Annotated in this window: 19 protein-coding genes, 7 tRNA genes and 1 pseudogene; 5 read left to right on the plus strand and 22 right to left on the minus strand. The window is 43.8% G+C overall.

Annotated elements, in window-relative coordinates; translation table 11 throughout:
- The first annotated feature begins 182 nt into the window (after positions 1-182).
- Complete coding sequence (locus tag IEY18_RS01040; protein WP_188916963.1) at positions 183-629, plus strand: hypothetical protein; 447 nt, start codon at positions 183-185, stop codon at positions 627-629.
- A gap of 397 nt (positions 630-1026) precedes the next feature.
- Entirely contained in the window at positions 1027-2277 is a 1251-nt protein-coding gene (locus tag IEY18_RS01045; protein ID WP_188916964.1) for an HD-GYP domain-containing protein, read from the plus strand.
- 103 nt (positions 2278-2380) lie between these two features.
- On the opposite strand, the gene IEY18_RS01050 is transcribed toward IEY18_RS01045, so the two are convergent.
- From IEY18_RS01050 to purE, 4 genes and pseudogenes are all read right to left on the minus strand, one after another.
- Positions 2381-3529 carry a hypothetical protein gene (locus tag IEY18_RS01050; RefSeq protein WP_188916966.1) on the minus strand — a complete coding sequence of 383 codons (1149 nt, stop codon included), beginning with the start codon at positions 3527-3529 and terminating at the stop codon, positions 2381-2383.
- Positions 3530-3636: 107 nt separating this feature from the next.
- Positions 3637-4155, minus strand: a pseudogene (locus IEY18_RS01055) (sigma-70 family RNA polymerase sigma factor); the annotation flags it as partial.
- 91 nt (positions 4156-4246) lie between these two features.
- Complete coding sequence (locus tag IEY18_RS01060; protein WP_229779687.1) at positions 4247-6121, minus strand: vWA domain-containing protein; 1875 nt, start codon at positions 6119-6121, stop codon at positions 4247-4249.
- Positions 6122-6425: 304 nt separating this feature from the next.
- On the minus strand, positions 6426-6932 hold the full coding sequence (purE, locus tag IEY18_RS01065; RefSeq protein WP_188916970.1) for a 5-(carboxyamino)imidazole ribonucleotide mutase: 507 nt from the start codon (positions 6930-6932) through the stop codon (positions 6426-6428).
- A 393-nt stretch (positions 6933-7325) separates the two neighbouring features.
- On the opposite strand from purE, the gene IEY18_RS01070 reads away from it, so the two are divergent.
- Entirely contained in the window at positions 7326-8585 is a 1260-nt protein-coding gene (locus tag IEY18_RS01070; protein WP_229779688.1) for a sensor domain-containing diguanylate cyclase, read from the plus strand.
- Between the two features lie 69 nt (positions 8586-8654).
- Here the strand turns inward: IEY18_RS01070 and IEY18_RS01075 are convergent, their stop codons facing one another.
- The 5 genes from IEY18_RS01075 to IEY18_RS01095 all read right to left on the minus strand — a co-directional run bounded on the left by IEY18_RS01075 (position 8655) and on the right by IEY18_RS01095 (position 14862).
- On the minus strand, positions 8655-9275 hold the full coding sequence (locus tag IEY18_RS01075) for a transglycosylase SLT domain-containing protein (RefSeq protein ID WP_188916972.1): 621 nt from the start codon (positions 9273-9275) through the stop codon (positions 8655-8657).
- A 90-nt stretch (positions 9276-9365) separates the two neighbouring features.
- Complete coding sequence (locus IEY18_RS01080) at positions 9366-9794, minus strand: hypothetical protein (RefSeq protein WP_229779689.1); 429 nt, start codon at positions 9792-9794, stop codon at positions 9366-9368.
- Positions 9795-11381, minus strand: a complete 1587-nt coding sequence (gene gshA, locus IEY18_RS01085) for a glutamate--cysteine ligase (RefSeq protein ID WP_229779714.1) — start codon at positions 11379-11381, stop codon at positions 9795-9797.
- Positions 11382-11566: 185 nt separating this feature from the next.
- Positions 11567-14407: a M16 family metallopeptidase gene (locus IEY18_RS01090; RefSeq protein WP_188916976.1), complete on the minus strand. Its 2841-nt coding sequence runs from the start codon at positions 14405-14407 to the stop codon at positions 11567-11569.
- Between the two features lie 11 nt (positions 14408-14418).
- Complete coding sequence (locus tag IEY18_RS01095; protein ID WP_188916979.1) at positions 14419-14862, minus strand: YqaA family protein; 444 nt, start codon at positions 14860-14862, stop codon at positions 14419-14421.
- Positions 14863-15120: 258 nt separating this feature from the next.
- On the opposite strand from IEY18_RS01095, the gene IEY18_RS01100 reads away from it, so the two are divergent.
- Together IEY18_RS01100 and IEY18_RS01105 are read left to right on the plus strand one after the other, a co-directional pair.
- Positions 15121-16377, plus strand: a complete 1257-nt coding sequence (locus IEY18_RS01100) for a dicarboxylate/amino acid:cation symporter (RefSeq protein ID WP_188916980.1) — start codon at positions 15121-15123, stop codon at positions 16375-16377.
- A gap of 104 nt (positions 16378-16481) precedes the next feature.
- The gene (locus IEY18_RS01105) at positions 16482-16670 is read left to right on the plus strand and encodes a hypothetical protein (RefSeq protein WP_188916982.1); all 189 of its coding nucleotides are present in this window, start codon (positions 16482-16484) and stop codon (positions 16668-16670) included.
- A 99-nt stretch (positions 16671-16769) separates the two neighbouring features.
- Here the strand turns inward: IEY18_RS01105 and IEY18_RS01110 are convergent, their stop codons facing one another.
- From IEY18_RS01110 to alaS, 13 genes are all read right to left on the minus strand, one after another.
- Positions 16770-17900: a sodium ion-translocating decarboxylase subunit beta gene (locus tag IEY18_RS01110; protein WP_188916984.1), complete on the minus strand. Its 1131-nt coding sequence runs from the start codon at positions 17898-17900 to the stop codon at positions 16770-16772.
- Between the two features lie 8 nt (positions 17901-17908).
- On the minus strand, positions 17909-19711 hold the full coding sequence (gene oadA, locus IEY18_RS01115; protein WP_188916986.1) for a sodium-extruding oxaloacetate decarboxylase subunit alpha: 1803 nt from the start codon (positions 19709-19711) through the stop codon (positions 17909-17911).
- 21 nt (positions 19712-19732) lie between these two features.
- Positions 19733-19990, minus strand: a complete 258-nt coding sequence (locus tag IEY18_RS01120) for an OadG family protein (RefSeq protein ID WP_188916988.1) — start codon at positions 19988-19990, stop codon at positions 19733-19735.
- Between the two features lie 756 nt (positions 19991-20746).
- Positions 20747-20823: transfer RNA gene (locus IEY18_RS01125), tRNA-Arg, on the minus strand.
- A 25-nt stretch (positions 20824-20848) separates the two neighbouring features.
- Positions 20849-20940, minus strand: a tRNA-Ser gene (locus IEY18_RS01130).
- 6 nt (positions 20941-20946) lie between these two features.
- Positions 20947-21023, minus strand: a tRNA-Arg gene (locus IEY18_RS01135).
- A gap of 23 nt (positions 21024-21046) precedes the next feature.
- Positions 21047-21123: transfer RNA gene (locus tag IEY18_RS01140), tRNA-Arg, on the minus strand.
- Between the two features lie 28 nt (positions 21124-21151).
- A tRNA-Arg gene (locus tag IEY18_RS01145) sits at positions 21152-21228 on the minus strand.
- A 23-nt stretch (positions 21229-21251) separates the two neighbouring features.
- Positions 21252-21328, minus strand: a tRNA-Arg gene (locus IEY18_RS01150).
- Positions 21329-21349: 21 nt separating this feature from the next.
- Positions 21350-21441, minus strand: a tRNA-Ser gene (locus tag IEY18_RS01155).
- Positions 21442-21664: 223 nt separating this feature from the next.
- Positions 21665-21862, minus strand: a complete 198-nt coding sequence (gene csrA / locus IEY18_RS01160; protein ID WP_188916990.1) for a carbon storage regulator CsrA — start codon at positions 21860-21862, stop codon at positions 21665-21667.
- Positions 21863-21979: 117 nt separating this feature from the next.
- The gene (locus tag IEY18_RS01165) at positions 21980-23218 is read right to left on the minus strand and encodes an aspartate kinase (RefSeq protein ID WP_188916992.1); all 1239 of its coding nucleotides are present in this window, start codon (positions 23216-23218) and stop codon (positions 21980-21982) included.
- Positions 23219-23230: 12 nt separating this feature from the next.
- Positions 23231-25855, minus strand: a complete 2625-nt coding sequence (gene alaS, locus IEY18_RS01170; RefSeq protein WP_188916993.1) for an alanine--tRNA ligase — start codon at positions 25853-25855, stop codon at positions 23231-23233.
- Positions 25856-26015 lie beyond the last annotated feature (160 nt).

Raw genomic sequence — 26015 nt, forward strand, 5'->3', positions numbered from 1 at the left:
AGAGTAAGCGACTGTGACATTAACAAAATCAATTACCAAACGCAGCACAATGGTTGGGTAGAAGTTTTAGCAAATGTGTCATCCAACATTGATTGTTCAACGAAAACACAAACTCAGCGGCCGACTATCGTGCATATCCTATACTGAGTGTTAATCGATGCTATCAATCTAGGGACATCAATGTGACCAGCAAAAAGTGCTCTGCTGAACAACCGAACCAAGAAGCACCCAGTTCAATTCGCAATGACCCGATATTGGCGAGCTTACTTCGCCATCTACCAAAGGAATTAGCGGCAAGCTACACTGATGAGCAGTTGGTGGGGATCAAAATGATTTTGGGTGATAGAGTTTGGAATCGACATTTCATCGATCGTCGCGGCACTTTCTCTCTTCCCTTCATCATGTGGCGCTATTACTACGTCATTTTGCTGGGCAAAAACAAACGCGCTTTCACTCGAAGAGAGAAAAGCATCTCAGCACTGATGCTCACGCTGACTCTTTGTTTAAGTTTATTGATTTGTACCTGTTTAGGGTTTGTTGTGCTTTATATACTCAAATCCGCTTTAGGTATCGATCTTTTACCCGAAAGCTCTTTTGGCCTTTGGGATTGGCTCACGCAATCATCATAAAATTAAGCTACAGCCACGACCTATAACAATGAACCTACACGACTACTTTCTACGGGTGAGTGAGTTTTTTATAGCATGCCGTTCTGCGCTGTGGGGTCACAATTTGAATTGTTCATCACACTAAAAACCGTGGATTCGGCTATGATTCCCTATGACGCGAGACATGTTTTTACAAAAGAGGACTGTACTATCATTAGCCCAATAAAACTCCGTGACGACAATGAAATTGTGTGACGAAGACGTTTTTCGGCGCTTTAGAATCGGGCACTCAACGCGGTGAATTGGGCATCAAATTGCAGCTATCCTACAACTAAGGTCGCACTGTCTATGTAGGCAAAACGAGTGCTAACCTGTTATGTCAAATCACTTTAATGGAAAGTAGTCACAAGGAACCTTAATGAATATCGACAGTGTGAACCAAATCTCCGATGTGAGTATCGGTCATTGGCGAAAACTGATTTTTAAACGACTCTTTTCGTTTCTAGCGATATTGTGTATCCCTGTTTACCTCACGAGTGTTTATCTGTTTGCTCAAGACAATAATTGGCTTATGGTGGCGTTAGACACCGTCTTTTATATGCTCTTACTCATTGTTCTTTTTGCGAAACGATTAGCTAATTCAACCCGCTATTTAGTAGGCTGCTATTTAGGGTATTTTGTTGGCGCAAGTATGTTACTTGCCATTGGCCCAACGGGCGCAGGCTTTTTTTGGTTATTTATTTTCCCCCCTCTTGCCGCGATGCTATTGGGTTACCAACACAGTCTATACGCGCAAGTCATCAATATTTTCACCTTGACTCTTATCGGCTTTGCTTATCACTTTGGTCTTCTTAGTTGGCCTAGCCTTCCCGACTTTAATGCAACAATATGGGCAGTTGTCAGCATCAACTTTCTCGTGATCAATGCCATGCTGACGTTATCAATTTCTTACCTATTAAATAAGCTCAGTGTTTCTCTCATCTCAATTCAAGCTTCAAGGCAAGCAACCGTTATCGGTTTAGCGCGCTTAGCTGAGTACAGAGATAATGAGACTGGTGCTCATTTATTGCGGATGAGGCAATATGCTCGTATGCTCGCCATTCAATTTTCGACAAAAGAAAGCGCACCAGAAGAGTTAACAGGAGAGTTTATTCAGGACATTGCTCTGTCTGCGATTTTGCACGATATCGGCAAAGTGGGAATTGCTGATTCAATCCTACTAAAACCCGGCAAGCTCTCTGCCGATGAGTATCAAAAAATGCAATCACATCCCTTAATTGGGAGTTCGGTCATCCATAGCTTGCGGCAATACGCTCCCCAATGTTCGCTCCTTAAAATGGGCGAAGATATTGCTTCAGGCCATCATGAAAAGTGGGATGGCACGGGCTATCCTCAAGGATTATCCAACAAACAAATTCCCCTTGCAGCAAGAATTGTTGCCCTTGCAGATGTGTACGATGCACTGACGTCACCACGCTGCTACAAAGAACCGTTCAGTCATCAACGCGCAATGGAAATAATATTAGAAGGCCGAGCAAAACACTTTGACCCTGAGATTGTGGATTGCTTGACTGAAATCCAAGATAAATTTGAACACCTTTCCAAAGCATCCCTCAATGATGACCCGAACTCTTCCCCTGCTGAGTTTTTTGAATTGAAGCCAAACTAACTGGCTCTTCAAAAGAGCCATCAATTCTCCCACACACTTAAATGAAAACAAATATTCAGCCCCATCTCCAAATTCCGTTTTGAAAACTGGGGCTGCTTGTCGTCTATTGTTGATGCGCATGCTGTAGCATGTTTGCAAGCTCGACGAATGCTTGATATTGCTCATGCTCTGGATTCTCCAATTCTGGGAATTGGTTTTGCAAATAAACATAAAGCGCATCCGCATCATGCAACTCATTAGCACGGATCAAACCTAGCATTAACTTCATGGATTGCTTCGCTCCAAACTGCTCAGCTGCAATGCCAAGCCGAATACGCTGTAACTCAGCTGCAGTAAAGGGACCAGTTACAGCAATTTTGTTAGTTGATTCGACCGCTGTTTTTAATTCTATATCATCGCTTTTGCCAAGCATTTCTGTCGTCGTTTCTGAATCCAGCGCACTTGCTCCAGCCTCATTTGGACGACGAACCTGTTTCAACTGAGGTAATGCAGTCGCGCGCGGTTGAACCACATCTATTACCTGCGGTGACATCTCCGTTGATTGCACAATGGCTTGCTTGGGGGACGAAGTAAATTCTGAACGCGAGTGCTCGGTAGGTGAACGCTCTAACATTTTGACACGCTTGTCATGTTGTTGTGCATCCATTTCGGCAGCAGCTTTAACTCGCGCTGCGCGCTGCGCTTGAAGCGCACTATTGTTTTCAGGATGAGGCGCTGCTGATGAGGCTTTGTTCATCTGTTTTCGTTCTCTGCTTGCTTGCTCAACGCCCTTTTGCTGAGGCATAGTTTTTTTCAACAACTCAGCATGAACAGGCGCGGGCTCAGTGTCAGAACTTAAGAATTGCTCTTCTGTAATGCGAGCTTCTCGAAGCATAAACGCTTGATTCGTTAAAAACACGAAAGAGATAAAAATAACCGAAGCCGCCGTCGAAATCGGCCAGCGATAACGGCGCATCCTTGCAACCCAAGAAATTGAAGCGGCTTGATGTCGTAGATCTGCTTGCTGATGCGAAGTTTTGCTAGTGTTTGCCGCAAAACCGCCATCAGAATCACTCCCCAATGACTCATTGGGTTTGTGTTTACCTAGATTTTGATCATCTTGTTCAAATTCAGATGAAATACCCGACACATCTAGCTGACGTTGAGCGAGATGCAAGATTTCTTTGTCTAGCTCAGCAGATGGCTGCTCCGTTGCACTAAGTTGATACAAACGGCGATTTTCCGTGGTGTCAGAAGTATCATTTTTTTGCATGCTCACTCCTCTTCTGCGCCATGGGTTGGCTGTTTGCGAGATGTGCTAGATAGACTAGAAAATGCTGATGTATCATTTGTGCAGAAATCGAGGTCTGTATCTTGCCACTTTTGGGCGACACATTCTTTCACGTTTTGATTAGCATAACGAAGTCTGCTCTTCGTTGCTTCATAGGTGACGTTCACAACCTGGCTAATCATTTTTGCCGTAAATCCCAATTCAAAATTTAATATTAACGCCTCTTTTTGCACCCATGGGAGCAGCGCAATACAGTGCTTTAAAACTTGTGACTTTTGCTGCTGGATATACATCCTATCGAGCGCATTCAGATCTTCCCTATCAATGTCATTGACATCATCGATTTCTGGCACCAAATCAACAGGTTTAACAGCACGTACATGATCTATCAGCAAATGATGGGCAATTTTATAAAGCCAGGTTGTAAACTTTGCCGTCGATTGATATTGGGCAGCCGCCCGAATGACTCGGCTCCATGTTTCTTGGTATAGATCTTCAGCAAGTTGTTGGTCACCAATTTGCCGCACAAAGTAACGATAGAGGCCGCCTTTATGCTTGAGATACAAGTGCTCAAAGGCAACCATATCGCCTCGGCTGTAGTTGAGCATCAACTCTTCATCAGATATATCTGGCTCTTGTGTTGAAAAGGTTTGACTCAATACAGCCTCCAGTTAATCCCCAGTATCAGTGAATTAACCCTTATGTTTTTGGGATCGGGTTTAGCTTAATGCTAGCAGGAGATATTCTAGCCTGCTGTACAGCCGAGTTAACACTGTGATTTGAATCGCTTAAATTGGCATTCGCTTGAGACAACAGCTCTGCATTTTTAATGAGCTTTACAAATTCATGACGATACCCATAGGGATCTTCTCCCATAGAAGACTGTGCAATCGCAATTGCATTCGCATAGTCAAACCGCTCCACATGAACAGATTGATTTAGCAGTTGCCCAAAACCTGCTACCGATGCGGCAAACCTAAAATCTGTACTCGCACCATCAAACGATGCTTTGGCCGAATTTTGGTAGACTGGGTGTTTTAGCAAAATACTCTGTTCATTAAATTTAGGTTTATAACGCAGTTTCACAAATGCTATTTCTTTATGAAAATCAGACTTATGATTATTAATCTTCCCTTTGGGTTGTAAAGGTTTTGTTTGTTTGTCTACATACCTCAATGGATCTACACTTTGATTGGTACTGCCATTTAAGGCCAGTTCATACAAAGCTGTAACACTATGCCCTGCACCGATATCTCCAGCGTCAACTTTGTCGTTATTAAAGTCTTCACGCTTGAGGAGACGATTCTGATATCCAATCAGTCGATACTCAGCGACCAGATTTGGATTAAACTCGATTTGAATTTTCACATCCTGCGCAATTGTCAGTAAGCTCGAAGAGATCTCATCAACCAACACTTTGCGCGCTTCACTTAAGGTATCAATATACGCATATTGACCATTCCCTTTGTCAGCGAGTTGCTCCATTAAATGATCATTATAATTACCTTGCCCAAAACCTAGCGTGGTTAATTGGATGCCTGACTTCCGTTTGCGCTGGATTAAAGCCTCAAGCTCAGCCTGATCCGTCGTTCCGACATTAAAGTCACCATCAGTGGCCAGAATGACTCGATTCACGCCACCTTCGATAAAGTGTTTTTGAGCGAGTTGATAAGCAAGCTGAATCCCGGCGCTCCCATGAGTACTGCCACCAGCCTGCATTTTTGCCAAAGAATTTGCGATTTGCAGGTGGTTATTGCCGTCAATACCATCGAGTACGACGCCACTTGCACCTGCGTAAACCACTATTGATATCTTATCGTGCGCAGAAAGTTGCTTCGCGAGCATCAATAAAGACTGCTTTAGCAGTGGCAGTTTATCTGGGGAGTTCATCGAACCAGAGACATCCATCAAGAACACTAAGTTACTTGGACCAATTAATTTTTTATCCACTTCATACCCTTGCAGGCCAACGCGAAGTAACATCTTGTCATCAGAATATGGGGACGGTGCCAATTCGGTAGCTACGGAAAACGGCTGCGTCTGAGAATCAGGCGTAGGATACTGATAATTGAAATAATTAATCAGTTCTTCGATTCGTATTGTTTGTGCTTGAGGTAAGCGGCCTTGATTAATCCAGCGACGCATCGTTGCATAGCTACCGGTGTCGACATCGACCGAAAACGTTGAAACCGGCTGCGTGAGTACACGCTTAAAACCACCCTCTTCTTGACTCGCAAATTTGTCTGAATTGGACTGTGCATGTTGAGGCTGTTCCGGCCCATGATAGAAGCTAGGTTGCGCGTAGGCATCCACACTCACGGCCATACCTTGCTGCAGTGCAGCGACTCGCATTTTTGCTTTCGAGAAATGCTCTTGATGTCGTGCCATCGCATGTTTTGCAGCTTGAACTTCGGCTGGGTTTGCAATACTCACTTCAATGCTCTCTGCTGCTGGTGACTCCTTTTTACTCGAGTGTTGTCCACTACAGCCTGCAATGACAAGTGCTGATGTAATTAGGGTCGCCATCACTTTATATCGACCGGTTAACGCTTTTGTTCCGCAAACATATTTCATAATCATTCCCTATGACGGTGTCATTCTATGGTGCTTGTAACTCATTCAAACGAACCGAATTGAAAAAAGGGCTATGAAAATAAAAATTTTTTGTAATTAAATCGAGGCGCCGTTCAGCTGTAATTTGCGGGTTCTCTTTTATTGGTACGATGACTTAATAAGTGAATGCCTCAGTGTTGCTCACAACCTAGGTGCCAATCCTAGCCAATAAAAAAGGCGCCCTTTAATTAAGGTCGCCTTTTATCCTTACACTTTCACACTTAAGCCAATCTAATCACTTAAGCGCCAAGTAATCAGGGAAGAATTACTGTGCTAGTTTCGCTTGAAGCTTAGCATCTTTAGCTTGCACTGCTTCAGCAGCTTTTTGACGTTCAGCTTTAACTGCGGCGGCTAACTCGTCATCACCAACTGCCAACATTTGCGCAGCGAGATAACCTGCGTTTTTCGCACCAGCGCTACCAATTGCTACAGTGGCAACGGGAACACCACCTGGCATCATAACTGTAGAAAGCAGTGCATCATGGCCTTGAAGTGGGCCATTATCAATTGGTACACCAATAACTGGGCGGGTTGTAATACCTGCAACTGCACCAGCCAAATGGGCGGCTAATCCAGCAGCACAAATAAATACTTTACAACCGCGAGCTTCAGCATCAGTTACATATGCGTGAGTTGCTGCTGGAGTACGATGTGCTGAAGTTACTTTTGCTTCGAATTGAATGTCAAAGGTCTTAAGTACATCAAGAGTCGCTTGCATGGTAGGTAGATCAGAGTCCGATCCCATTAAAACGGCAACAAATGGTTTACTCATTGGAATTCCTTTAATATGTAGGGTGATTTATAGAAGTTAGTGTTATTATCGGCGCGTATTATACTCCAATTTATTGGCCTAAGGTACAGACAATTCCTCGGGTTCATGGAGATAAAACAGTTTTCACTAATTAAAAAAATAACAAAACGATTAGCTCATTTTGTACCCTCGCGACATTCATGAATGTATAAACGCTCAAAAATGCGCGTATCTCAATGAAATATTTGATAATTTGTTGTTATATGCCTTGAGACTATCCCACAGTGCATCTGCTATGGATTCATCCTAGAAGATCACACTTATATTGAACAATGTTTAATAATGATGCTTTTTGCGGGTCAGCTTTTTTAGCTGAGATGATGACAATAAAGCAACTAAGGAAGGATGACTTAGGTGCAACGAAGAATTAACGTCAAAAAAGACAGCTTCAAGAAAAAACAAATTGATAACTTAGACTTGAAGTGGCACTTATTACTGCTTGCCATGCCGATGCTGCTCATTTCGATATTATTCATATTTGTCTTTCCTGCAGATGAACTCGCAGGTCTTAAACTACTGACTCTCAATTGTATTTACTTAGTCGGTTATACATGCGCTTACTACATCCACAAAGCGCGACTGAATCGGCTTTGGCAACACTTAGAACAAGTGATGCATATCAACGATACAACCTACGAACTAGTTCACCTCTCTAGTCATTACCACTCAGAACAATCCTTTTTAGATGCACTTCTAGCGAAAGCTGTCAGCTCTATCGATGATGCTGAGATGGGCAGCATTATTTTAGTCGATAAGAAAACCAAACATTTGCATTTCGAATGTGTGATCGGTCTGGATATTGACGCACTTAGAACTATTAATTTTTCGTTAGAAGAAACTTTTGAATATCGACTCACCGATGGCCGATGTGATCGGGTAGTCGTGATCAATGACATGGAAAACATTAACTCCGACAGCACTCTTTCTAAAGAAGACCAACAAACCTTGCTACAGGCGTCTAATGAGCCGATTCGTTCAACCTTATCAAGTCCTATCCATATTGATGGTGAACTCTACGCCATGATGAATTTGGACAGTAGTAAAGCGGATGCTTTTGGGGACTATGATGCCAACCTAGTGAGTGTTCTAACATCTGAAGCAGCAAATGCTATTGCCTTATACCAAAAATCGAAAAAGATTGAGACTCTAGCAACAATGGACGGGCTTACCCAGCTCTATAATCGTAAAAAGTTTGACTCAATGATTGCAGAAACACCACCAAGAGCTGAAGGCAATAGCTTTATCGTGATCCTCGATATGGATAACCTAAAGCCCCTAAATGACGAACTGGGGCATCAGGCCGGTGATTATGCGCTACAAACATTTGCCAAACACTTAAAAAAAATGTGGTCTCCACAATTTCCAGTTGCTCGTTACGGTGGCGATGAATTTGTTGCGCTTCTTCAAGGCGATGAAGCGACTTTAACAACTCAGCTCGAAGCGCTAGAAATCAAGATGAAGGAACAATCTCCCCCGATTAGCTTTAGCTATGGTATCGCTGAATACTTTTTTAATTGGGAAAAATCTTTTAAGGAAGCAGACTTAAGAATGTATTCCGCCAAGCGTGCCAAAAAGCTCGCTCAAGAAAGCCAGCATCTTTCAATTCTTGATTAAAACGTGAATGCAAAAAGCAGACTGGGTCGTCTGCTTTTCACCTCTATTGCACTGAAAAAACTGCCTCAACTAACCAAAGAATGTTCGCCACAACCAAGACGAGTCTAAGTCCTCTTTACACCCTTTTAATTGACCGGCGTAGCGTTTAGATCTTTGGTCCACCTTATTCGCCACTTTCACTAACCAGGATTTAGCCCGATAGCTTCCTCGCTTATATCCCCCCCAACCTTCGTGATAATTGAGGTATTGCTGCTTAGCATTCCACTTAGATACACCATTAATTTTATGGGTTTTATAAATAAACCATCCCATAAAATCCATCGCATCATCAAAATCACTCCGACTCGACCATGAATTTCCTGTTTCACGTACGTAATCATCCCAGGTCATCGTCTTAGCTTGAGCATAGCCATATGCATCACTCGCTCGCCCTGTTGGAATGAAGCCGAGAAAATATTCCATTGGCGGGGCGGCATCGTGTTTGAACGAGCTTTCTTGATACATCATGGCTATAGGCACATGAATGGGGACCCCCCATTTTTCTTGGGTATCGACAGCTGCGTCGTACCAATCACGATTTTCTTGAAAAATCGCGCATATATTATCTGGATTTTCTGGGGGGGCAGTCGCACAGCCGCACAACAACACAGCGCCGACAGTACAAAGGGCAAAAGAATTTAAAAGCTTCATTAAACTGCGACTCAAGTTCTTATTAAATATAAAATTAGTTTCACACTCGAGATCAAATTATGCAACGCTTACCTTGAAAAAACATCCGCTTTATAACGTTTGAATCTCACATTGGTGGTTTTCTTCAAGCCTCACCACAGGCAGCCAAAATCCCTGGTCATCACCGATATAGATTTTATCGGTGTTTAGTTTTGCAGCAAGGTGATAGCGTTGATCCTGCGCCACTTGTATCTCTAATGTTTTCACAACACGAGCGGATGGCCGTACTTGGAGGCGATGATCCAAGATTAATTCTGCTAACGTAAAGACATAACGTCCAGGTTGCAGTTGATAATTGGGGCGAGAAATCACTGGCTGACCATCAATGTGGGTCACAATGGCTCTAAACAAATCTTGTTCCGCAGCGGGTGGCAGGTAACTGGATACCGTGCCACAAACTACTTTTTCATTTGGCGTATGAGAGCATGCGCTCATCCAAAGCAACATGCCTAATACGGGCAACACACGGGTCACGAACACTTAGCTCTCCATGTAGCTTTTTAGAAATTGGTCAAAGTCCCCACCGCTTTTTTCCAGTTCTTTTTGAGCACTAATTGAGGATTTTGCTTCTGCCATATACTCATCGATATCTGTTTGCGCTAATGGGTACGCCTTCATTTGCTCTTCATACTGCTTTGCTAGCCCCATGACCCAATATCCATGGTCAGTTTCTTGTTCAAAAATTTGTTGCATTATTTGCCCAGAAATCGTTGCTTCAGGCTGGTCAACAGCACGCTCCCACGTCATTAACGCAAGTTGATATTCACCCTCAGGCTTTCCATCAAGCAAAACTGCCAGTGGCTTTAATTCTGCCATCAAATCTGACAACCACGATTGTAGTGAAATAGGTTGCTCATTTTTGCTCAACATTAAACCGGGTTTACGTCCTTCTAATACCACTGACTTTAAGTTTGCGGCAATTTCTTGGCTTTCAGTATCATCAGAGGCTGCAGAAGGACTTAGCAAGCAATAAAGTAAAAACAGATCAAGAAAACGAATTTGGGACGCTTCAATTCCGATTGGACTAAACGGATTGACATCGAGCGCTCTAACTTCAATATATTCGACGCCAGCACGTGCGAGAGATTGAGAAGGTTTTTCATTTTTCAAACTCACCCGTTTCGCACGGATCGGCGAATAGAATTCATTTTCAATTTGTAAAACATAATCGTTCAGTTGACGATACTGTCCATCCACTTTTACACCGATTTCAGCAAACTTCGCCGACGGCATTTTGATCGCCTCATGCATACCAGCTAAGTACTCGCTCAACGAGTTATAACTAATCGACAGCTTTTCTTGCTCTTTATTGGTATAGCCAAGATCACTCATTCTCAAAGAAGTCGCATAGGGCAAATATAAAGTCCCCTTCCCTGTCTTCTCAAATGGCAAATCAGAGGGGCGATTTTTAATGAAAGAGCCACACAAAGCAGGAGAGGCACCAAATAAGTAAGGTAAGACCCAAACTAAACGACGATAATTGCGGATCATTCCAAAATAGCGTTCAGAAACAAAATCGCATCGACTTAGACTTTTATCACTTTGCTCGTATAACGTATCCCACAATGTTTGTGAAACAGAGAAGTTAAAATGAACACCAGAGATAATCTGCATTAATGCGCCATAGCGATAGGTCAACCCTTGGCGGTATAAAGTCTTCATTTTACCAACATTGGAACTGCCATATTGGGCAATGGGAATATCTTTGGTATCTCCCACATAACAAGGCATGCTGACAGGCCATAATTGTTGGCCATCTAAATTTTGTACGGTATAAGCGTGGGTTTTCGTCAACCCCTCAAGCAACTTATCAATATTGGTTTCAACAGGCGTAATGAACTCTAGCAAAGCTTCACTGTAGTCAGTTGTTATTCGAGAGTGAGTCAATGCGCTACCTAAAGCTTGCGGATGCGGATCGGTCGCTAAATACCCGTCTTTATCAATTCTTAACGCTTCACGCTCTACCCCTCTCAACATGCCTAATAGAGCTTGACGCCCCTGTTCATTTGAAAGTTGGTCAACCCACTGACTGAAAGAATCCAATGTATTTTTCTCTAGTAATTGCAGTGTTCATCAGATGAAAACGGTCGTTTTCGGCGATGACACTTTGAATCGGATCAAGATAAAGCAAAAAGAATTATTCAAACACCAAAAGCCTGACGGGTATTTAAAAAACTGAATGCGGCGACAATCCAAATTGTCGCCGCAGTATTGCTATCTCGCTGCTAATTGGGATATGGGGATAAGTTTAGTTAATTCAACTCTAATTGAACCAAATCATACCCTAAATTTTTGAGGTTTGGCTCAATGACCTTTTTGTCGCCAACAACCAAGATCACCATTTGCTCCAGATCCATATGCTTTTGTGCAAGTTTGTTTAATTCACTGAGCTCAAGGTTATCGATGATTTCACTTTGCTCCTCAGTATATTGCGGACTGAGCTGGTATTTTTGCAACATACGTAAAAAACCAGCTTTCTGATAAGGAGTCTCATAATCAAGCGCTTGGCTTTGACTGACAGAACTCTTTAAAAAGTGTAGTTCACCAGCGGACATACCAGCACTTTGATATCGAGAGATTTCTGCCAAAAATTCTTGAATGGCCTCAGTTGTAACATTGGTGCGTACACTCGCACTTGCTTTAAAGTAACCCGTTTCCTCTCCACCGCTAAACCCTGAACGTGCGCCATAGGTGTAGCCCTTATCTTCACGTAAATTCAAATTAATTCGGCTATTAAAAGCGCCACCAAGCGGGTAATTCATCAAATAGGCTTTATAAAAATCGCCGGTTGCATCATAAGCTAGTGCTCGCTTACCAATGTTAATGACCGATTGTGCAGCCCCCGGTTTGTCCACTAAATAAATGGTTCTTTTTTGGAGTTTTGGAAATTCAGCTATGGGTTGATAGGTAACGGATTCTCCTTGCCATCGGTTTAACCCCGATAATAAGGGCATGAACACCGAACGCTCCATATCAGTGACCACGACAATTTGTGCGTTTCCTGCACGATATTGCTGGGCGTAAAAAGACTTAACATCATCAAGTGTTAACCGATCCACACTTACTAATGAACCACCACTACTGACACCCAATGAAGAACCTCGACCAAACATCAACTCGCTGAAAGCGGTACTTGCGAGATAATTCGCATCAGACCGCTGGTGCTGGAGAGACTGCAACTGTTGTTGCTTAATACGATGAAAGTCTGCCGCCTTAAATCCAGGTTGAAATAGCTTTTCTTCTACGATTGCCATTGTTCTTTCTAACTGGGAAGTAAGCGACGAAACCTTGATATAACTTTGATATTGGCTTGAGCCAAACTGCACACTACTCCCAAGCAATTCTAAAGCCTGTGTTAATTCTTCAGTCGTTCGAAGCTGAGTCGACTCATTAAGCATTGCCGCGGTCAACTGTGCTAAGCCAGCTTGCTTCACATCCACCAAACGATGACCGCCATTCAAGTAAATGACGAGTTCAACCGTTGGTGTTTCCGTACTTTGAGTGCCAATGACCTCAACACCATTGTTCAACCGGTCATTCCATAAAGTAGGCACTGTGATACCGGGGGCTTTCGTGGCTACAGGCATATGGCTGCGATCAAACGATAGCGGGGGTGGAGTGTAAGCTTGAACTCCCTGAACAGCTGATTGAGCAACTAATGGCAAAGGTGCTTGAAAGTTGTCTGCAGAAGCAACTAACGCCGATGCCCCTTCTGGCACCACACTCATTACAACCATTGGCTTATTTTTTATATAGGTGTGAAATACACGCCACACATCTTTTAAAGTCACGGCTTGATAACGCGCTAAATCTTCGGCTATGAGATCAGGTTTGCCTGCAAATGTTTGATTAAACGCCAGAGTTGAAACCTTGCCACGCACACTTTGCAAATTAAAAATAGTATCCGCTTCAAACTGGACTTTAACCTTCTGCAAATCCGCTTCTGTCACGCCTCGTTTTTCAAACTCGGCAATGGACTGTTGGATTCTAGCTTCAACATCAGTAAGCTTTCCGCCTTTTGCTGGGTTAGCAAGTGCATACATTGACATTTGGCAAGCTAACTCTTGGCATGGATGACTCACACCTGCTTGAACCGCAAAGCCATCTTTTACTAGGTTTTTATAGAATAAGGACGTTTTTCCTCCCCCTAAAATACTGGCGAGCATATCAAGAGGTGCTTCGTCTTCATGACGAGCATATACCGTTGGAAAAGCAATTTTGATTAAAGGAAGGTGAACCTTGTCTTCCATCGAGATATAACGGGTTTTATCGAGAGTCACGAGCGACTTCGCGGGAGTCTTTACTTCAGGTCCTTGTGGGATCTCTGCAAAATATTTGTCAACCCATGCTAGAACCTGTGACTCATTAAAGTCCCCACCTATCGTTAATGTGGCATTGTTAGGGCCATACCAGCGTTGAAAAAAGAGTCTGACGTCTTCTGGTGTGGCTCGATTCAAATCTTCTGGCCAACCAATCACAGGCCATGAATAAGGGTGGCCTTGTGGATAAAAAGCCTGATTGAATCGCTCATTCATGCGCCCATAAGGTCGATTATCGACACGTTGTGCGCGTTCATTTTTTACGGTCTCACGCTGTACTTCGAACTTTGCATCCGTTAATGCAGGTAATAAAAAGCCCATACGGTCAGACTCAAGCCACAACATTTTTTCCAATTGATTATTGGGAACTGTTTCAAAGTAATTGGTTCTATCCGAATTGGTGGTGCCATTCAGTGACCCTCCAGCCTCTGTAACCACTTTAAAATGCTGCTCATCGGCAACGTGCTGCGAACCTTGAAACATCATGTGCTCAAAAAGATGCGCAAAGCCACTACGTCCAGGGAGTTCTCTCGCTGCACCCACATGATAGGTTACATCTACATGCACCAACGGATCGGATTTGTCCTGATGTAAAATGACAGTTAAGCCATTCGCAAGCTGATATTTCTTGTAGTTAATACTGACTTCATTCGCTTTAGATGTTGAAGCTTCAATGAGGGTAACCCCCTCAGGTACATTTGCTTGGTTCGGGATAACGACGCACCCCGCCAACGCAATTGAAAGTGAAGCTAAAGCCAAGGTCCATTTTTTCAAAACCAATACTCCTACAATAAGCTTACTGCGGGCTCAAACCATTGCAAAGCAACAGCTGCCACGATGAAATAGCGAAAGGTTTTCCCAATCGCGATAAAAAAACATGTGCGGCCAATTGGCAATCGTAGCCACCCAGCCAAAATACACAAAACATCCCCCACGACAGGGGCCCAAGCAAACAACATCGCAATGCTGCCATATCGCTGTAATAACTTGAAGCTACGCTGATAGTTTCCTTTCGCCATGAGTTCTGGTGTTTGCGCAATTCGCCCTAATCGCCCCAAATAATAACTCGTGACCGAACCCAGTGTATTACCTATACTTGCAGCCACAACGAGCCAAAGCCAATGAACGGACGCTTGCTGAATAAACCCCACCAAAAGTAATTCTGAACCGCCCGGTAATACAGTTGCAGCAATAAATGCACCTGTGAACATCAACCATAATGTAGCCAACAATAAATACCTATTGAATTTGTAGAGGCGTTGGGCCCAAGCACCTTAATGCTTACTAAATTTAGGAAGGATTAGGAACGAAATTACTTATCTCGATAAGTTATAAATAAAAACGCTTTGGTTCGCAATAGAAACAATGGATACAATACATGTAATAACCCAACGCTCGTGCAAGTGAATTTCTCATATAACGAAATTCTACAGGCCTTTATTACACTACAAACCCATTGCACTGAGCGCTCTCCAACTGGAAATGATATGAATTTGCGCGTTCTCTCAAATATCCCTTTTTGGCAAAAAGTGGTCGCTGGTTTTACTCTTGGTATTATTCTTGGCGTATTCATGGGGGCAGAAGCGACAATCTTTAAGCCGCTGGGAGACCTCTTTATTGCAGCAATAAAAATGTTGGTAGCACCACTCATTTTTTGCGCCATCGTTGTCAGTATTACCTCTTTAGGTGGAGAAGTGAGCCTCAAGCGACTCAGCCTCAAAACGTTAGCAATGTTTATGTTTACAGGCACGCTTGCCTCTCTCATTGGTTTAAGTATAGGTAGCCTCATCGATATGGGCGGTTCGATGCAGCTTGAGACGACAGAGATTAGGCATCGAGATATTCCAGGGTTTAGTCAAGTTCTGCTGAATATGATCCCCATTAACCCTTTTGCGTCACTGGCAGAAGGCAAGGTACTGCAGATTATTGTTTTTGCCGCACTAGTTGGAGTTGCTATTAACCAAGTGGGTGAAAAAGCGAGGCCTTTAAAGCAAGCCATTGAGGCTGGTGCAGAAGTCATGTACCAATTAACCCGACTCGTTCTCAAATTAACTCCGATCGGTGTGTTTGGCCTTATGGCGTGGGTCGTAGGTAAATATGGGCTATCGACCTTACTGCCACTTGGAAAATTTATTGCGGCCATATACATTGCGGCATTCATCCATATTATTTTTGTGTATGGCGGTCTCATTAAATTTGCCGCGAAGGTCAGCCCACTGCAGTTCTTTCGCAAAGCTATGCCAGCTCAACTGGTAGCATTCACAACAGCATCTAGCTTTGGCACGCTCCCGGCCAGCACGAAATGCACCGAGTCAATGGGCGTCTCAAAGCGCTATTCTTCTTTTGTTCTGCCCTTAGGTGCCACAATGAATATGGATGGCTGTGGTGGTATTTACCCTGCAATCGCGGCAATTTTTATAGCACAAATTTATGGTATTCCACTCGATATGAGTGACTATGGACTCATCGCGGTCACCGCCACCGTTGCATCGGTTGGCACAGCTGGTGTTCCAGGTAGTGCAATGGTGATGCTCTCCGTCACCTTAGGTGTTGTTGGCCTTCCACTTGAAGGAATCGCATTTATTGCTGCCATTGATCGCGTTATTGATATGATCCGTACCTGTACCAATGTGACAGGCGATATGATGACTGTGGTCGTTATTGGTAAATCAGAAGGGCAATTCGATCAACAAACCTTTGACGAGAATGAACGTATGGATGAAATGCCTTTAAAGACAAACTGAAGCTTGTTGAGGTAATTAATTGACGCTGAATAAATTTCTGCGCATTATTATTTCAATTGCTGAGGATTTATTGTCGATGCGCTCACACCAGGACTAAGCCTTCTATGAACAAATTATTTCTCCTCCCGCTTTTGCTTTGTGTGGCTTGGACTCTATTTTTACAAGTGAATCAAGTCCCTTTACGTCAAGGCAAAAAGGGGTATATCTATATCATTGCAATCAGTAGTGTCGTCATCGGTGCACTCAGTCTATTGCTTTGGATTACTGCCGACCAAAACATTGGCCAGTGGTAACGAGCCAAACCATCGCCCACAAAAAAACCTGCTTATGTGATTAAGCAGGTTTTTTATTATGGATTCACAGTTTAATCGTGAAACCAAGCCATCTTGATTTTAGCCTAGTACAGCAAGCAAGACACCGGCAGCTACAGCGGAACCAAGTACACCAGCGACGTTTGGTCCCATTGCGTGCATCAACAGGAAGTTGTGTTGGTTAGACTGTAATCCAACCTTATTCACAACCCTTGCTGCCATGGGCACTGCTGATACACCTGCTGCACCAATCAATGGGTTAATCTTACCGCCTGATAACTTACACATCAGCTTAGCCATAAGTACGCCCGTCGCGGTACCAATACCAAATGCAACGGCACCAAGTATAAGAATGCCTAACGTTTCTACTTGTAAAAACTTATCTGCAGACAGCTTAGATCCGACAGCTAAACCAAGGAAAATGGTGACGATATTGATCAGTTCGTTTTGAGCTGTATTCGATAAACGGTCCACGACGCCAGACTCACGCATCAAATTACCTAAACAGAACATCCCCACAAGCGGTGTTGCTGCTGGAAGGAAAAGAATCGTCAAACCAAGCACCATCAGCGGAAATATAATCTTCTCACGCTTACCGACTTCACGAAGCTGTTCCATCTTAATCTGACGCTCTGATTCAGTAGTCAAAAGCTTCATAATGGGTGGTTGAATTATCGGCACTAATGCCATATACGAGTATGCTGCAACCGCAATAGCACCTAGAAGCTCTGGCGCGAGCTTAGAGGCTAAGAAAATCGCCGTGGGCCCATCGGCACCACCAATGATCGCGATTGCCGCAGCATCTTGCATAGAGAATTCAAACCCGGGAACTAGATTTAACGCAATTGCACCAATCAAGGTTGCAAAAATACCAAACTGCGCTGCTGCACCCAGCAAAAGCATTTTGGGGTTAGCAATCAACGCACCAAAATCCGTTAATGCGCCCACCCCCATAAAAATGAGCAGCGGGAATACACCAGTTTCAATCCCTACATGGTACACGTACCACAGCAGGCCACCTTCATCGGTAAAGCCTCCATTTGGAATGTTAGCTAATATCGCACCAAAACCAATAGGTAAAAGCAGTAAAGGCTCAAAGCCTTTCGCGATGGCCAAAAATAATAACAGTGCGCCAACACCCATCATTAACAATTGACCTGACGTAAAATTCGCTAAACCAGATTCTGCCCAGAAAGCAAGTAAACCTTCCATAAATGCTCCTAAGACAACGCTAACAATATATCGCCAACGGCAACCGAATCACCTTCGCGCACGGCAAGACTAGCAACCACACCACTGGCAGTGGCACGCACTTCGGTTTCCATTTTCATGGCTTCCAGAATGATCACTACGTCACCTTCTTGAACTTGTGCCCCTGGCGCAACATTTACTTTAAAAATGTTACCAGATAGCGGTGCACTAATTTCAGCAGTTACGGCACCCGTAACAACTGGCGCTGGGGCTGCTGGTACTGCCGCAACTGGAGCTGCAACTGGCGTCACCTGACTGATATCGCCACCTGAAGCGACTTGCACTACATATTGCTGGCCTTGCACGTTGACGGTGTAAGTTTCTGGGGCTTGGTCACTTGCCTGCGCTTTGGCAGCTGTTGGTTGAGCTTTCTCTTCCGTTGGTGCTTGAGGAGCAGGCTCAAAAGCGTCTGGATTATTGCGATTTTTAAGGAACTTCAATCCAATTTGTGGGAATAATGCATAGGTCAGAACATCATCATCAGCTTCTTCTGCAAGCGCAATGCCCTCTTCTTTCGCGATACCAGCTAGCTCAGCACGGAGTCTTTCGAGCTCAGGTTCGAGCAAATCGGCTGGGCGACAAGTAATCGCTTCGGCACCATCAAGAACTCTCGCTTGTAGCTCCGCATTGACCGGTGCAGGTGTTGCACCATATTCACCTTTTAGCACGCCTTCCGTCTCTTTGGTAAGCGACTTATAACGCTCTCCTGTTAAGATGTTGATGACCGACTGTGTCCCTACAATTTGCGACGTTGGCGTTACCAAAGGCAAAAAGCCTAAATCTTCACGAACGCGTGGGATCTCTTCTAAAACAAGATCAAGTTTGTCACCAGCACCTTGCTCTTTCAGTTGGTTTTCCATATTCGTTAACATGCCACCTGGTACTTGTGCGCGCAGAATTCGCGAATCAATACCTTTCAGGCTGCCTTCAAACTGTGCATATTTTTTACGCACTTCTCTGAAGTAAGCTGCGATTTCCTCAAGCAATACAAGATCGTACCCTGTGTCACGCTCAGTACCTTCAACCATAGCTACAAGCGTTTCTGTCGCAGAATGACCATAAGTTTGGCTCATTGAAGAGATAGATGTATCGAGCGCATCAATGCCTGCTTCAATTGCTTTTTGATAAGTTGCCGTACTTAAACCGGTTGTTGCATGGCACTGCATGGTCAACTCAAGATCTGTCGACTTTTTGATTTGGCTTATCAGCTCGTATGCTTCAAAAGGTTTCAATAGGCCGGCCATATCTTTGATACATAGTGAGTGACAGCCTAGATCTTCGATGCGCTTCGCCAAATCAGTCCACGTTTCAAGCGTGTGAACGGGACTTGTTGTGTACGAAAGCGTCCCTTGTGCATGCGCACCAACTTCAACGACTGCTTTTGTTGCAGCTTCAAGGTTACGGACATCGTTCATTGCATCAAAAATACGGAAAACATCGACGCCGTTGGTGTGTGCACGCTCAACGAAGCGATTTACAAGGTCGTCAGCATAGTGACGGTAGCCCAATAGATTTTGTCCGCGAAGTAACATCTGCTGACGTGTATTAGGCATCGCCTTCTTCAATTCACGGATACGCTCCCAAGGATCTTCACCTAGGTAACGGATACAAGAGTCAAATGTGGCACCACCCCACGACTCTAACGACCAAAATCCGACTTTGTCTAACGATGGTGCAATTGGCAGCATATCTTCGAGACGCAGGCGGGTAGCCAACAGTGACTGGTGAGCGTCTCTTAAGACGACATCGGTTAATGCTAGTGGCTTACTCATATTCATTCCCCAAAATTAAAACTAAGCTTGCGCGCGATTGCGATATTGATGGATAGCCGCAGTAATAGCAGCTAGGAGCTGAGGTTCCATGTTGTTGCCATGGTTAGGTACTTGCTGTGGTGCAGCAGCGGTACTCGGTTTAGCGCAAACAACGGGCGCTCCCCATTTAGCAACTAATTTAACACCTACAATTAAGATGCTTAGAAACACAAATACCAACCCCATGCCTAAGACCATAATGCCCAAGGCGTCGGATATTTGTTGGAATATCGATGTCATATCTTCCCCTTCACTCTTTTCAACAACTCATCTTAGCTGTCTTCTTTCAGTTGTACCCATAAATCGAGACACACCCGAATGACTTTACGTCAATCCAACGCATAATAAAACATATAATTATTCACCGGAACAGATGAAAAATTCAGATTGGCGTAAGCAGCGAACCGAGTAGAACACTCTAAGACCGCTGGCTAGAGATGAAAAACATAACTAATCTATAACAAATTTACCCTTCACATGTAAATTGGTCATACCAAATTTTGTAAAAAAAATTAATGTTTGATGAACATTCACCAATCCTAACCGCTATATTTTAAGAATTATATAGTTCTTGAGTTTTTTTGTTGTTGATCAGAAGGACGTTATAAAGTTATTGCAAATTCAATATGGAGAATAATGAACAATAAAAATGATGAATTTCAAATTATTCAATAAAATGACTAGTTATCCCTTCCAAAAAAACACCTTCTTCCTACCATGAATACATAATTATGCAAGACTAAAGCACAAAATGCTCAAGCAGCGTAAACCTTTAAAATACAATACCTTTTTTACATGTTCCCAGGTCGGACATTAAAGGGCAATCAATCGCAGTAAAACCAGCTTAGACCTTACAAGACATTGACCAACTTCCGATGCTTTCAATCTATTGGCCAACAAAACCATAATCATTTGGAAAGCACCAGCAGATTGCAATAACAATTTGGCATGGTAAATAGATATAAAAAAACCCCGCGAATGCAGGGTTTGAGTATTTGGCGCGCATGGAAGGAGTCGAACCTCCGACCGCCTGGTTCGTAGCCAGGTACTCTATCCAGCTGAGCTACATGCGCAAATTCGGTAGAAATATAAAAATAATGGCGGAGAAGGAGGGATTCGAACCCTCGATGGGAGTTAAAGCCCATACTCCCTTAGCAGGGGAGCGCCTTCGGCCACTCGGCCACCTCTCCGAAATATGGTACGCGTGAGAGGATTCGAACCTCTGACCGCCTGGTTCGTAGCCAGGTACTCTATCCAGCTGAGCTACACGCGCTTAAATTCTTTGATATTTTTAGATGGTACGCGTGAGAGGATTCGAACCTCTGACCGCCTGGTTCGTAGCCAGGTACTCTATCCAGCTGAGCTACACGCGCATCTAAAAATTATAGCAGTGTGAAACAATGGTACGCGTGAGAGGATTCGAACCTCTGACCGCCTGGTTCGTAGCCAGGTACTCTATCCAGCTGAGCTACACGCGCATCGTATTGTTTCTAAATCAAAATGGTACGCGTGAGAGGATTCGAACCTCTGACCGCCTGGTTCGTAGCCAGGTACTCTATCCAGCTGAGCTACACGCGCATCGTATTGATTAGTAAGAAATGGCGGAGAAGGAGGGATTCGAACCCTCGATGGGAGTTAAAGCCCATACTCCCTTAGCAGGGGAGCGCCTTCGGCCACTCGGCCACCTCTCCGTTTTCTTGGCGCACATATTACTGTTTGACGAAAATAAGTCAAACCCTTTTTCCGAAACCCTAACTGTTTGAGGTGTTTTTAAGCATATTGCTGTAATTACACGCCAGCCTTGTGATTAGAGCACGATATTCAGTAAACAATTGCGCTTTTAAACGATAGAAAAAACAAAAAAGCCAGCATTTAAACTGACTTCTTTTATCTAACTTTCATTTCTGATTGAAATCAGAAGTTACCACCTTCAGGGGCACCACCGGTCTTTTCAGACTGAATGCGCTGATAAATCTCTTCACGATGCACAGAAACTTCTTTTGGTGCATTCACACCAATTCGAACCTGATTACCTTTTACACCTAAAACTGTAACTGTAACTTCGTCACCAATCATCAATGTTTCACCAACACGACGAGTCAATATCAGCATTCGATTGCTCCTTTATTACTAATTGCTATTAACGCAAATCACTTATGCGTTTATGTCCTTATTATAAGGTTAGCTTAGTACAAAATAATAGTATTCAATACTAAAACAGTTATTTAATTATGCCTTATTTAGTTCAAAAGCGTGATGTAACGCCCGAACTGCGGTATGCAACGCGCTTTGGTCAATGACTAACGACAGTTTGATATCCGACGTCGTAATCATTTTTGCGTCAGTTTGTATCAAGGTCAAAGTTTCAAAAACTTTTGCGAGGATATCACTTTTTGCAAACACGCCGTCCCCAACCAATGACAATTTTGCCAATTTTCGGTGACTATGCACTGCACCTAATTTAACAACTTGGCTAATACTATCAAGCGTTGCCAAAGCCAAATCAAGCTCAGAATCATTTAAAGTAAAACAAATTGTTTCTTTATCACTAAGCGTTTTTGAAACTAGGTCCGCTTCAACACCGTGAGCTGCTAGTAATTGAAAGATTTTTTGATAACTTTCACTGCCGCTCTCCAGATCCGGCAAGCTGATCATCGCTTGCTCTGCGACGCCTGCGATGCCTACAACCTTCTCTAATGGCTGCTTTGCCGAAGTAAACTGTACAAGCGTACCAGAACCTTTTTCAAAGCTAGACAACACCCGTAGCCTTACCTTAAATCGTTCCGCGTACGATACAGAGTCAGGATGCAGAACTTTCGCTCCCAGTCGAGCCATTTCAAACATCTCGTCAAAACTGATCGCCGCAAGCTTCTGCGCTGAAGGTTCTATGTTTGGATCAGTTGTATAAATACCAGCAACGTCGGTAAAGATTTGACACTCTTGCGCAGAAAGTGCGGCCGCAATTGCAACTGCCGTCGTATCTGAACCACCGCGACCAAGTGTGGTCACCTCTCCCTGAGTGTTACGCCCTTGAAACCCAGCAACGACAGGAATAATGCCTTGCTGAAGTAACATCTGTAGATAGTCAGTATCAACACGCTCAATGCTTGCGCGGCCGAATTGATTATTGGTATGAATTTGAACTTGGTCGCCGGTCAAAGACCGTGCTTTTAAACCTCGCTTTTGAAGCGCCATCGCCATCAAAGCTACGCTAATTTGCTCTCCAGTCGAAACCAGCATATCCAACTCTCGAGCATCAGGCACACGCTCGATTTGATTAGCCAACCCAAAAAGATGATTGGTATGGCCTGCCATCGCAGATAAAACAAGAACTTGTCTTTCACCTTGATGAAAAGATTTCGCCACTTGTTCAGCGATAACTTCGATACGCTCAATTGAGCCTACCGAAGTTCCACCAAACTTTTTTACCAACAATGGTGAAGTGCTTTGTTGTTGTCCTTCAACCACACTCACCTCTTTTTAAGCAAGACGCTCAGTTAACCAAGTTACTGCATTTGATAAAGTCGCGTCGATGTTTTCTGGCTGACTACCACCGGCTTGCGCCATATCAGGTCGACCACCACCTTTACCACCAACACCCGCAGCGGCCATAGAGACAAGTTCACCAGCTTTAACCTTTTTGACAAGATCTTTGGTCACACCAGCAATCAAGTTCACTTTGTTTTCGCCAGCAATTGCAAGTAACACCACACCAGAACCTAGTTTTTGCTTCAGTTCATCTTGTAAACCACGTAGAGCGCCGGGCTCTATACCTTCAACTTTTTTAACCAGTACTTTTACGCCGTGAATATCTTGAGCTTCACTAGCTAAGTCTGCGCCCGCAGCTGCTGCTAACTTATCCTTCAGCTGAGACAATTCTTTCTCAAGTGCTTTGGTTTTATCAAGTTGCGCTTTTAACTTCGCGACAACTGACCCTGCATCACTTTTCAGTATATTTGCAGCCATATGGAGCTCGGCCTGCTGCTCAGCAACATATGCCATAGCCGCTGCACCAGTCACAGCTTCTATTCGGCGAACACCCGCGGCGATACCCGCTTCAGAAGTTAACTTGAATAGACCAATGTCACCAGTTCGACCAACATGAGTACCGCCACAAAGCTCAATTGAAAAATCGCCCATAGATACTACACGAACTTCTGCGTCGTATTTCTCACCAAATAGCGCCATCGCACCTTTTTCTTTAGCAGCTTCAATGTCCATCACTTCGGAGGTCAAAGCATGATTACGTCGAATTTGTGTATTCACCATCTCTTCAACTGCGAGTAGCTCTTCAGGCTTGACCGCTTCAAAATGTGAAAAATCAAATCGCAATTTTTCAGAATCAACCAAAGAGCCTTTTTGAGTCACATGTTCGCCAAGTACATTGCGCAACGCTGCATGCAATAAGTGGGTTACTGAATGGTTGAGCTCTGTGCGATGACGCTTTTTCTTATCAACCTTCGCTTCGATGCTTTGACCCACTTCGAGTTGACCTTGCTTTAGAACACCAATGTGCCCTAACGCTTCACCGTACTTTTGCGTGTCAGTCACGACAAACTCAATACCATCAGCAATCAAAATGCCTTGATCACCGACTTGCCCGCCGGACTCGCCATAAAACGGTGACTCGCTCAGTACGACGATCACTTCTTCTTGGTGAGAAATACGTTTTACGCTTTCACCGTTTTCGAAAATGGTCGTGATTCGCGCTTTGCTGGATAGGTCCGTATAACCCAAGAAGGCTGTCGTTTCATCAATTTTTAAAGCAGCATTGTAATCAGCACTAAACTGTCCCGCGGCTTGTGCCCGGCTACGTTGCTCCGCCATTGCAGCTTCAAATCCAGGTTCATCAACTTGGATATTTCGTTCGCGACAAACATCCGCAGTTAAATCTACCGGGAAACCATAGGTGTCATACAACTTAAATGCGGTTTCGCCATCGAGTATTTCACCTTCAAGCGCTCCAAGAGCTACATCTAGAATCCCTAAACCACGCTCAAGTGTTCGTGCAAATTGTTCTTCTTCAGCTTTTAACGCTTTCTCGACAACCGCTTGTGTACGTACGAGTTCCTTCGCTGCATCTCCCATAACATCGATAAGCGTTGGCACAAGTTTGAAGAAGAAAGCCTCTGTCGCCCCCAACTTATTACCATGACGAACTGCACGGCGAATAATACGGCGCAGCACGTATCCACGACCCTCATTGGATGGCATCACGCCATCAGCAATCAGAAACGCACAAGAGCGAATATGGTCTGCAATGACCCTTAGGGACTTATTTTCTAGATCATGCGTACCGATAATCTGCGCTGTTTTTGCAATAAGCTTTTGGAAGATATCAATTTCATAATTTGAATGAACACCTTGCATAATCGCCGCTATGCGCTCAATCCCCATGCCGGTATCCACAGAAGGTTTAGGCAGGGGCTCCATAGTGCCATCTGCTTGGCGATTGTACTGCATGAAAACGATGTTCCAGATTTCGATAAATCGATCACCATCTTCTTCTGGTGTCCCTGGGCGTCCTCCCCAAATATGATCGCCGTGATCATAGAAAATTTCGGTACAAGGACCACATGGGCCAGTGTCTCCCATCTGCCAAAAGTTGTCAGATGCGTATGCTGCACCTTTATTATCTCCGATTCGAATGATGTTTTCTGGCGCAACACCGATTTCCTGCGTCCAAATATCAAATGCCTCGTCATCAGTTTCATATATCGTGACACACAGACGTTCTTTAGGAAGTTTCAATTCTTCAGTTAAGAAGCTCCATGCGTAACGAATGGCTTCTTTTTTGAAGTAATCACCAAAGCTAAAGTTGCCTAGCATTTCGAAGAATGTATGGTGACGAGCCGTATATCCAACATTATCTAAATCATTGTGCTTGCCACCAGCTCGTACACAACGCTGGCTTGTTGTCGCTCGTGTATAGCTGCGCTTATCCATTCCCAAGAAAACATCTTTAAACTGGTTCATACCAGCATTGGTAAAGAGCAACGTAGGGTCATTTCCAGGAACAAGTGAACTACTGTCCACAACCTGATGACCATTTCGGTTGAAAAAATCCAAAAAAGCACTTCTTAGCGCAGCAGTGGTTTGATACATGAAATCTTCCTGAGTTTGAGAAAGTGGCGCTCTATAACTAGCCTTTTGAGCTAAACGCATAATAAATTTCAAGCATTATAAGCAGAGACACTGTGCACGACTAGTGTTGTTTACAGATATAGCGGCACGAAGAAAAGAAAATGAGTCAAGATCAAAATTA

It is taken from the genome of Shewanella gelidii (genome assembly GCF_014647855.1).
Lineage (GTDB): Bacteria > Pseudomonadota > Gammaproteobacteria > Enterobacterales > Shewanellaceae > Shewanella > Shewanella gelidii.

Excerpts from the sequence above, each read along its gene's own strand:
- purE (WP_188916970.1), bottom strand. The coding sequence starts at position 6,932 with ATGAGTAAACCATTTGTTGCCGTTTTAATGGGATCGGACTCTGATCTA.
- alaS (WP_188916993.1), bottom strand. The coding sequence starts at position 25,855 with ATGTATCAAACCACTGCTGCGCTAAGAAGTGCTTTTTTGGATTTTTTC.
- IEY18_RS01120 (WP_188916988.1), bottom strand. The coding sequence starts at position 19,990 with ATGACATCGATATTCCAACAAATATCCGACGCCTTGGGCATTATGGTC.
- csrA (WP_188916990.1), bottom strand. The coding sequence starts at position 21,862 with ATGCTGATATTGACTCGTCGTGTTGGTGAAACATTGATGATTGGTGAC.
- IEY18_RS01100 (WP_188916980.1), top strand. The coding sequence starts at position 15,121 with ATGAATTTGCGCGTTCTCTCAAATATCCCTTTTTGGCAAAAAGTGGTC.
- oadA (WP_188916986.1), bottom strand. The coding sequence starts at position 19,711 with ATGAGTAAGCCACTAGCATTAACCGATGTCGTCTTAAGAGACGCTCAC.
- IEY18_RS01045 (WP_188916964.1), top strand. The coding sequence starts at position 1,027 with ATGAATATCGACAGTGTGAACCAAATCTCCGATGTGAGTATCGGTCAT.
- IEY18_RS01075 (WP_188916972.1), bottom strand. The coding sequence starts at position 9,275 with ATGAAGCTTTTAAATTCTTTTGCCCTTTGTACTGTCGGCGCTGTGTTG.
- IEY18_RS01050 (WP_188916966.1), bottom strand. The coding sequence starts at position 3,529 with ATGCAAAAAAATGATACTTCTGACACCACGGAAAATCGCCGTTTGTAT.
- IEY18_RS01105 (WP_188916982.1), top strand. The coding sequence starts at position 16,482 with ATGAACAAATTATTTCTCCTCCCGCTTTTGCTTTGTGTGGCTTGGACT.
- IEY18_RS01110 (WP_188916984.1), bottom strand. The coding sequence starts at position 17,900 with ATGGAAGGTTTACTTGCTTTCTGGGCAGAATCTGGTTTAGCGAATTTT.
- IEY18_RS01060 (WP_229779687.1), bottom strand. The coding sequence starts at position 6,121 with ATGAAATATGTTTGCGGAACAAAAGCGTTAACCGGTCGATATAAAGTG.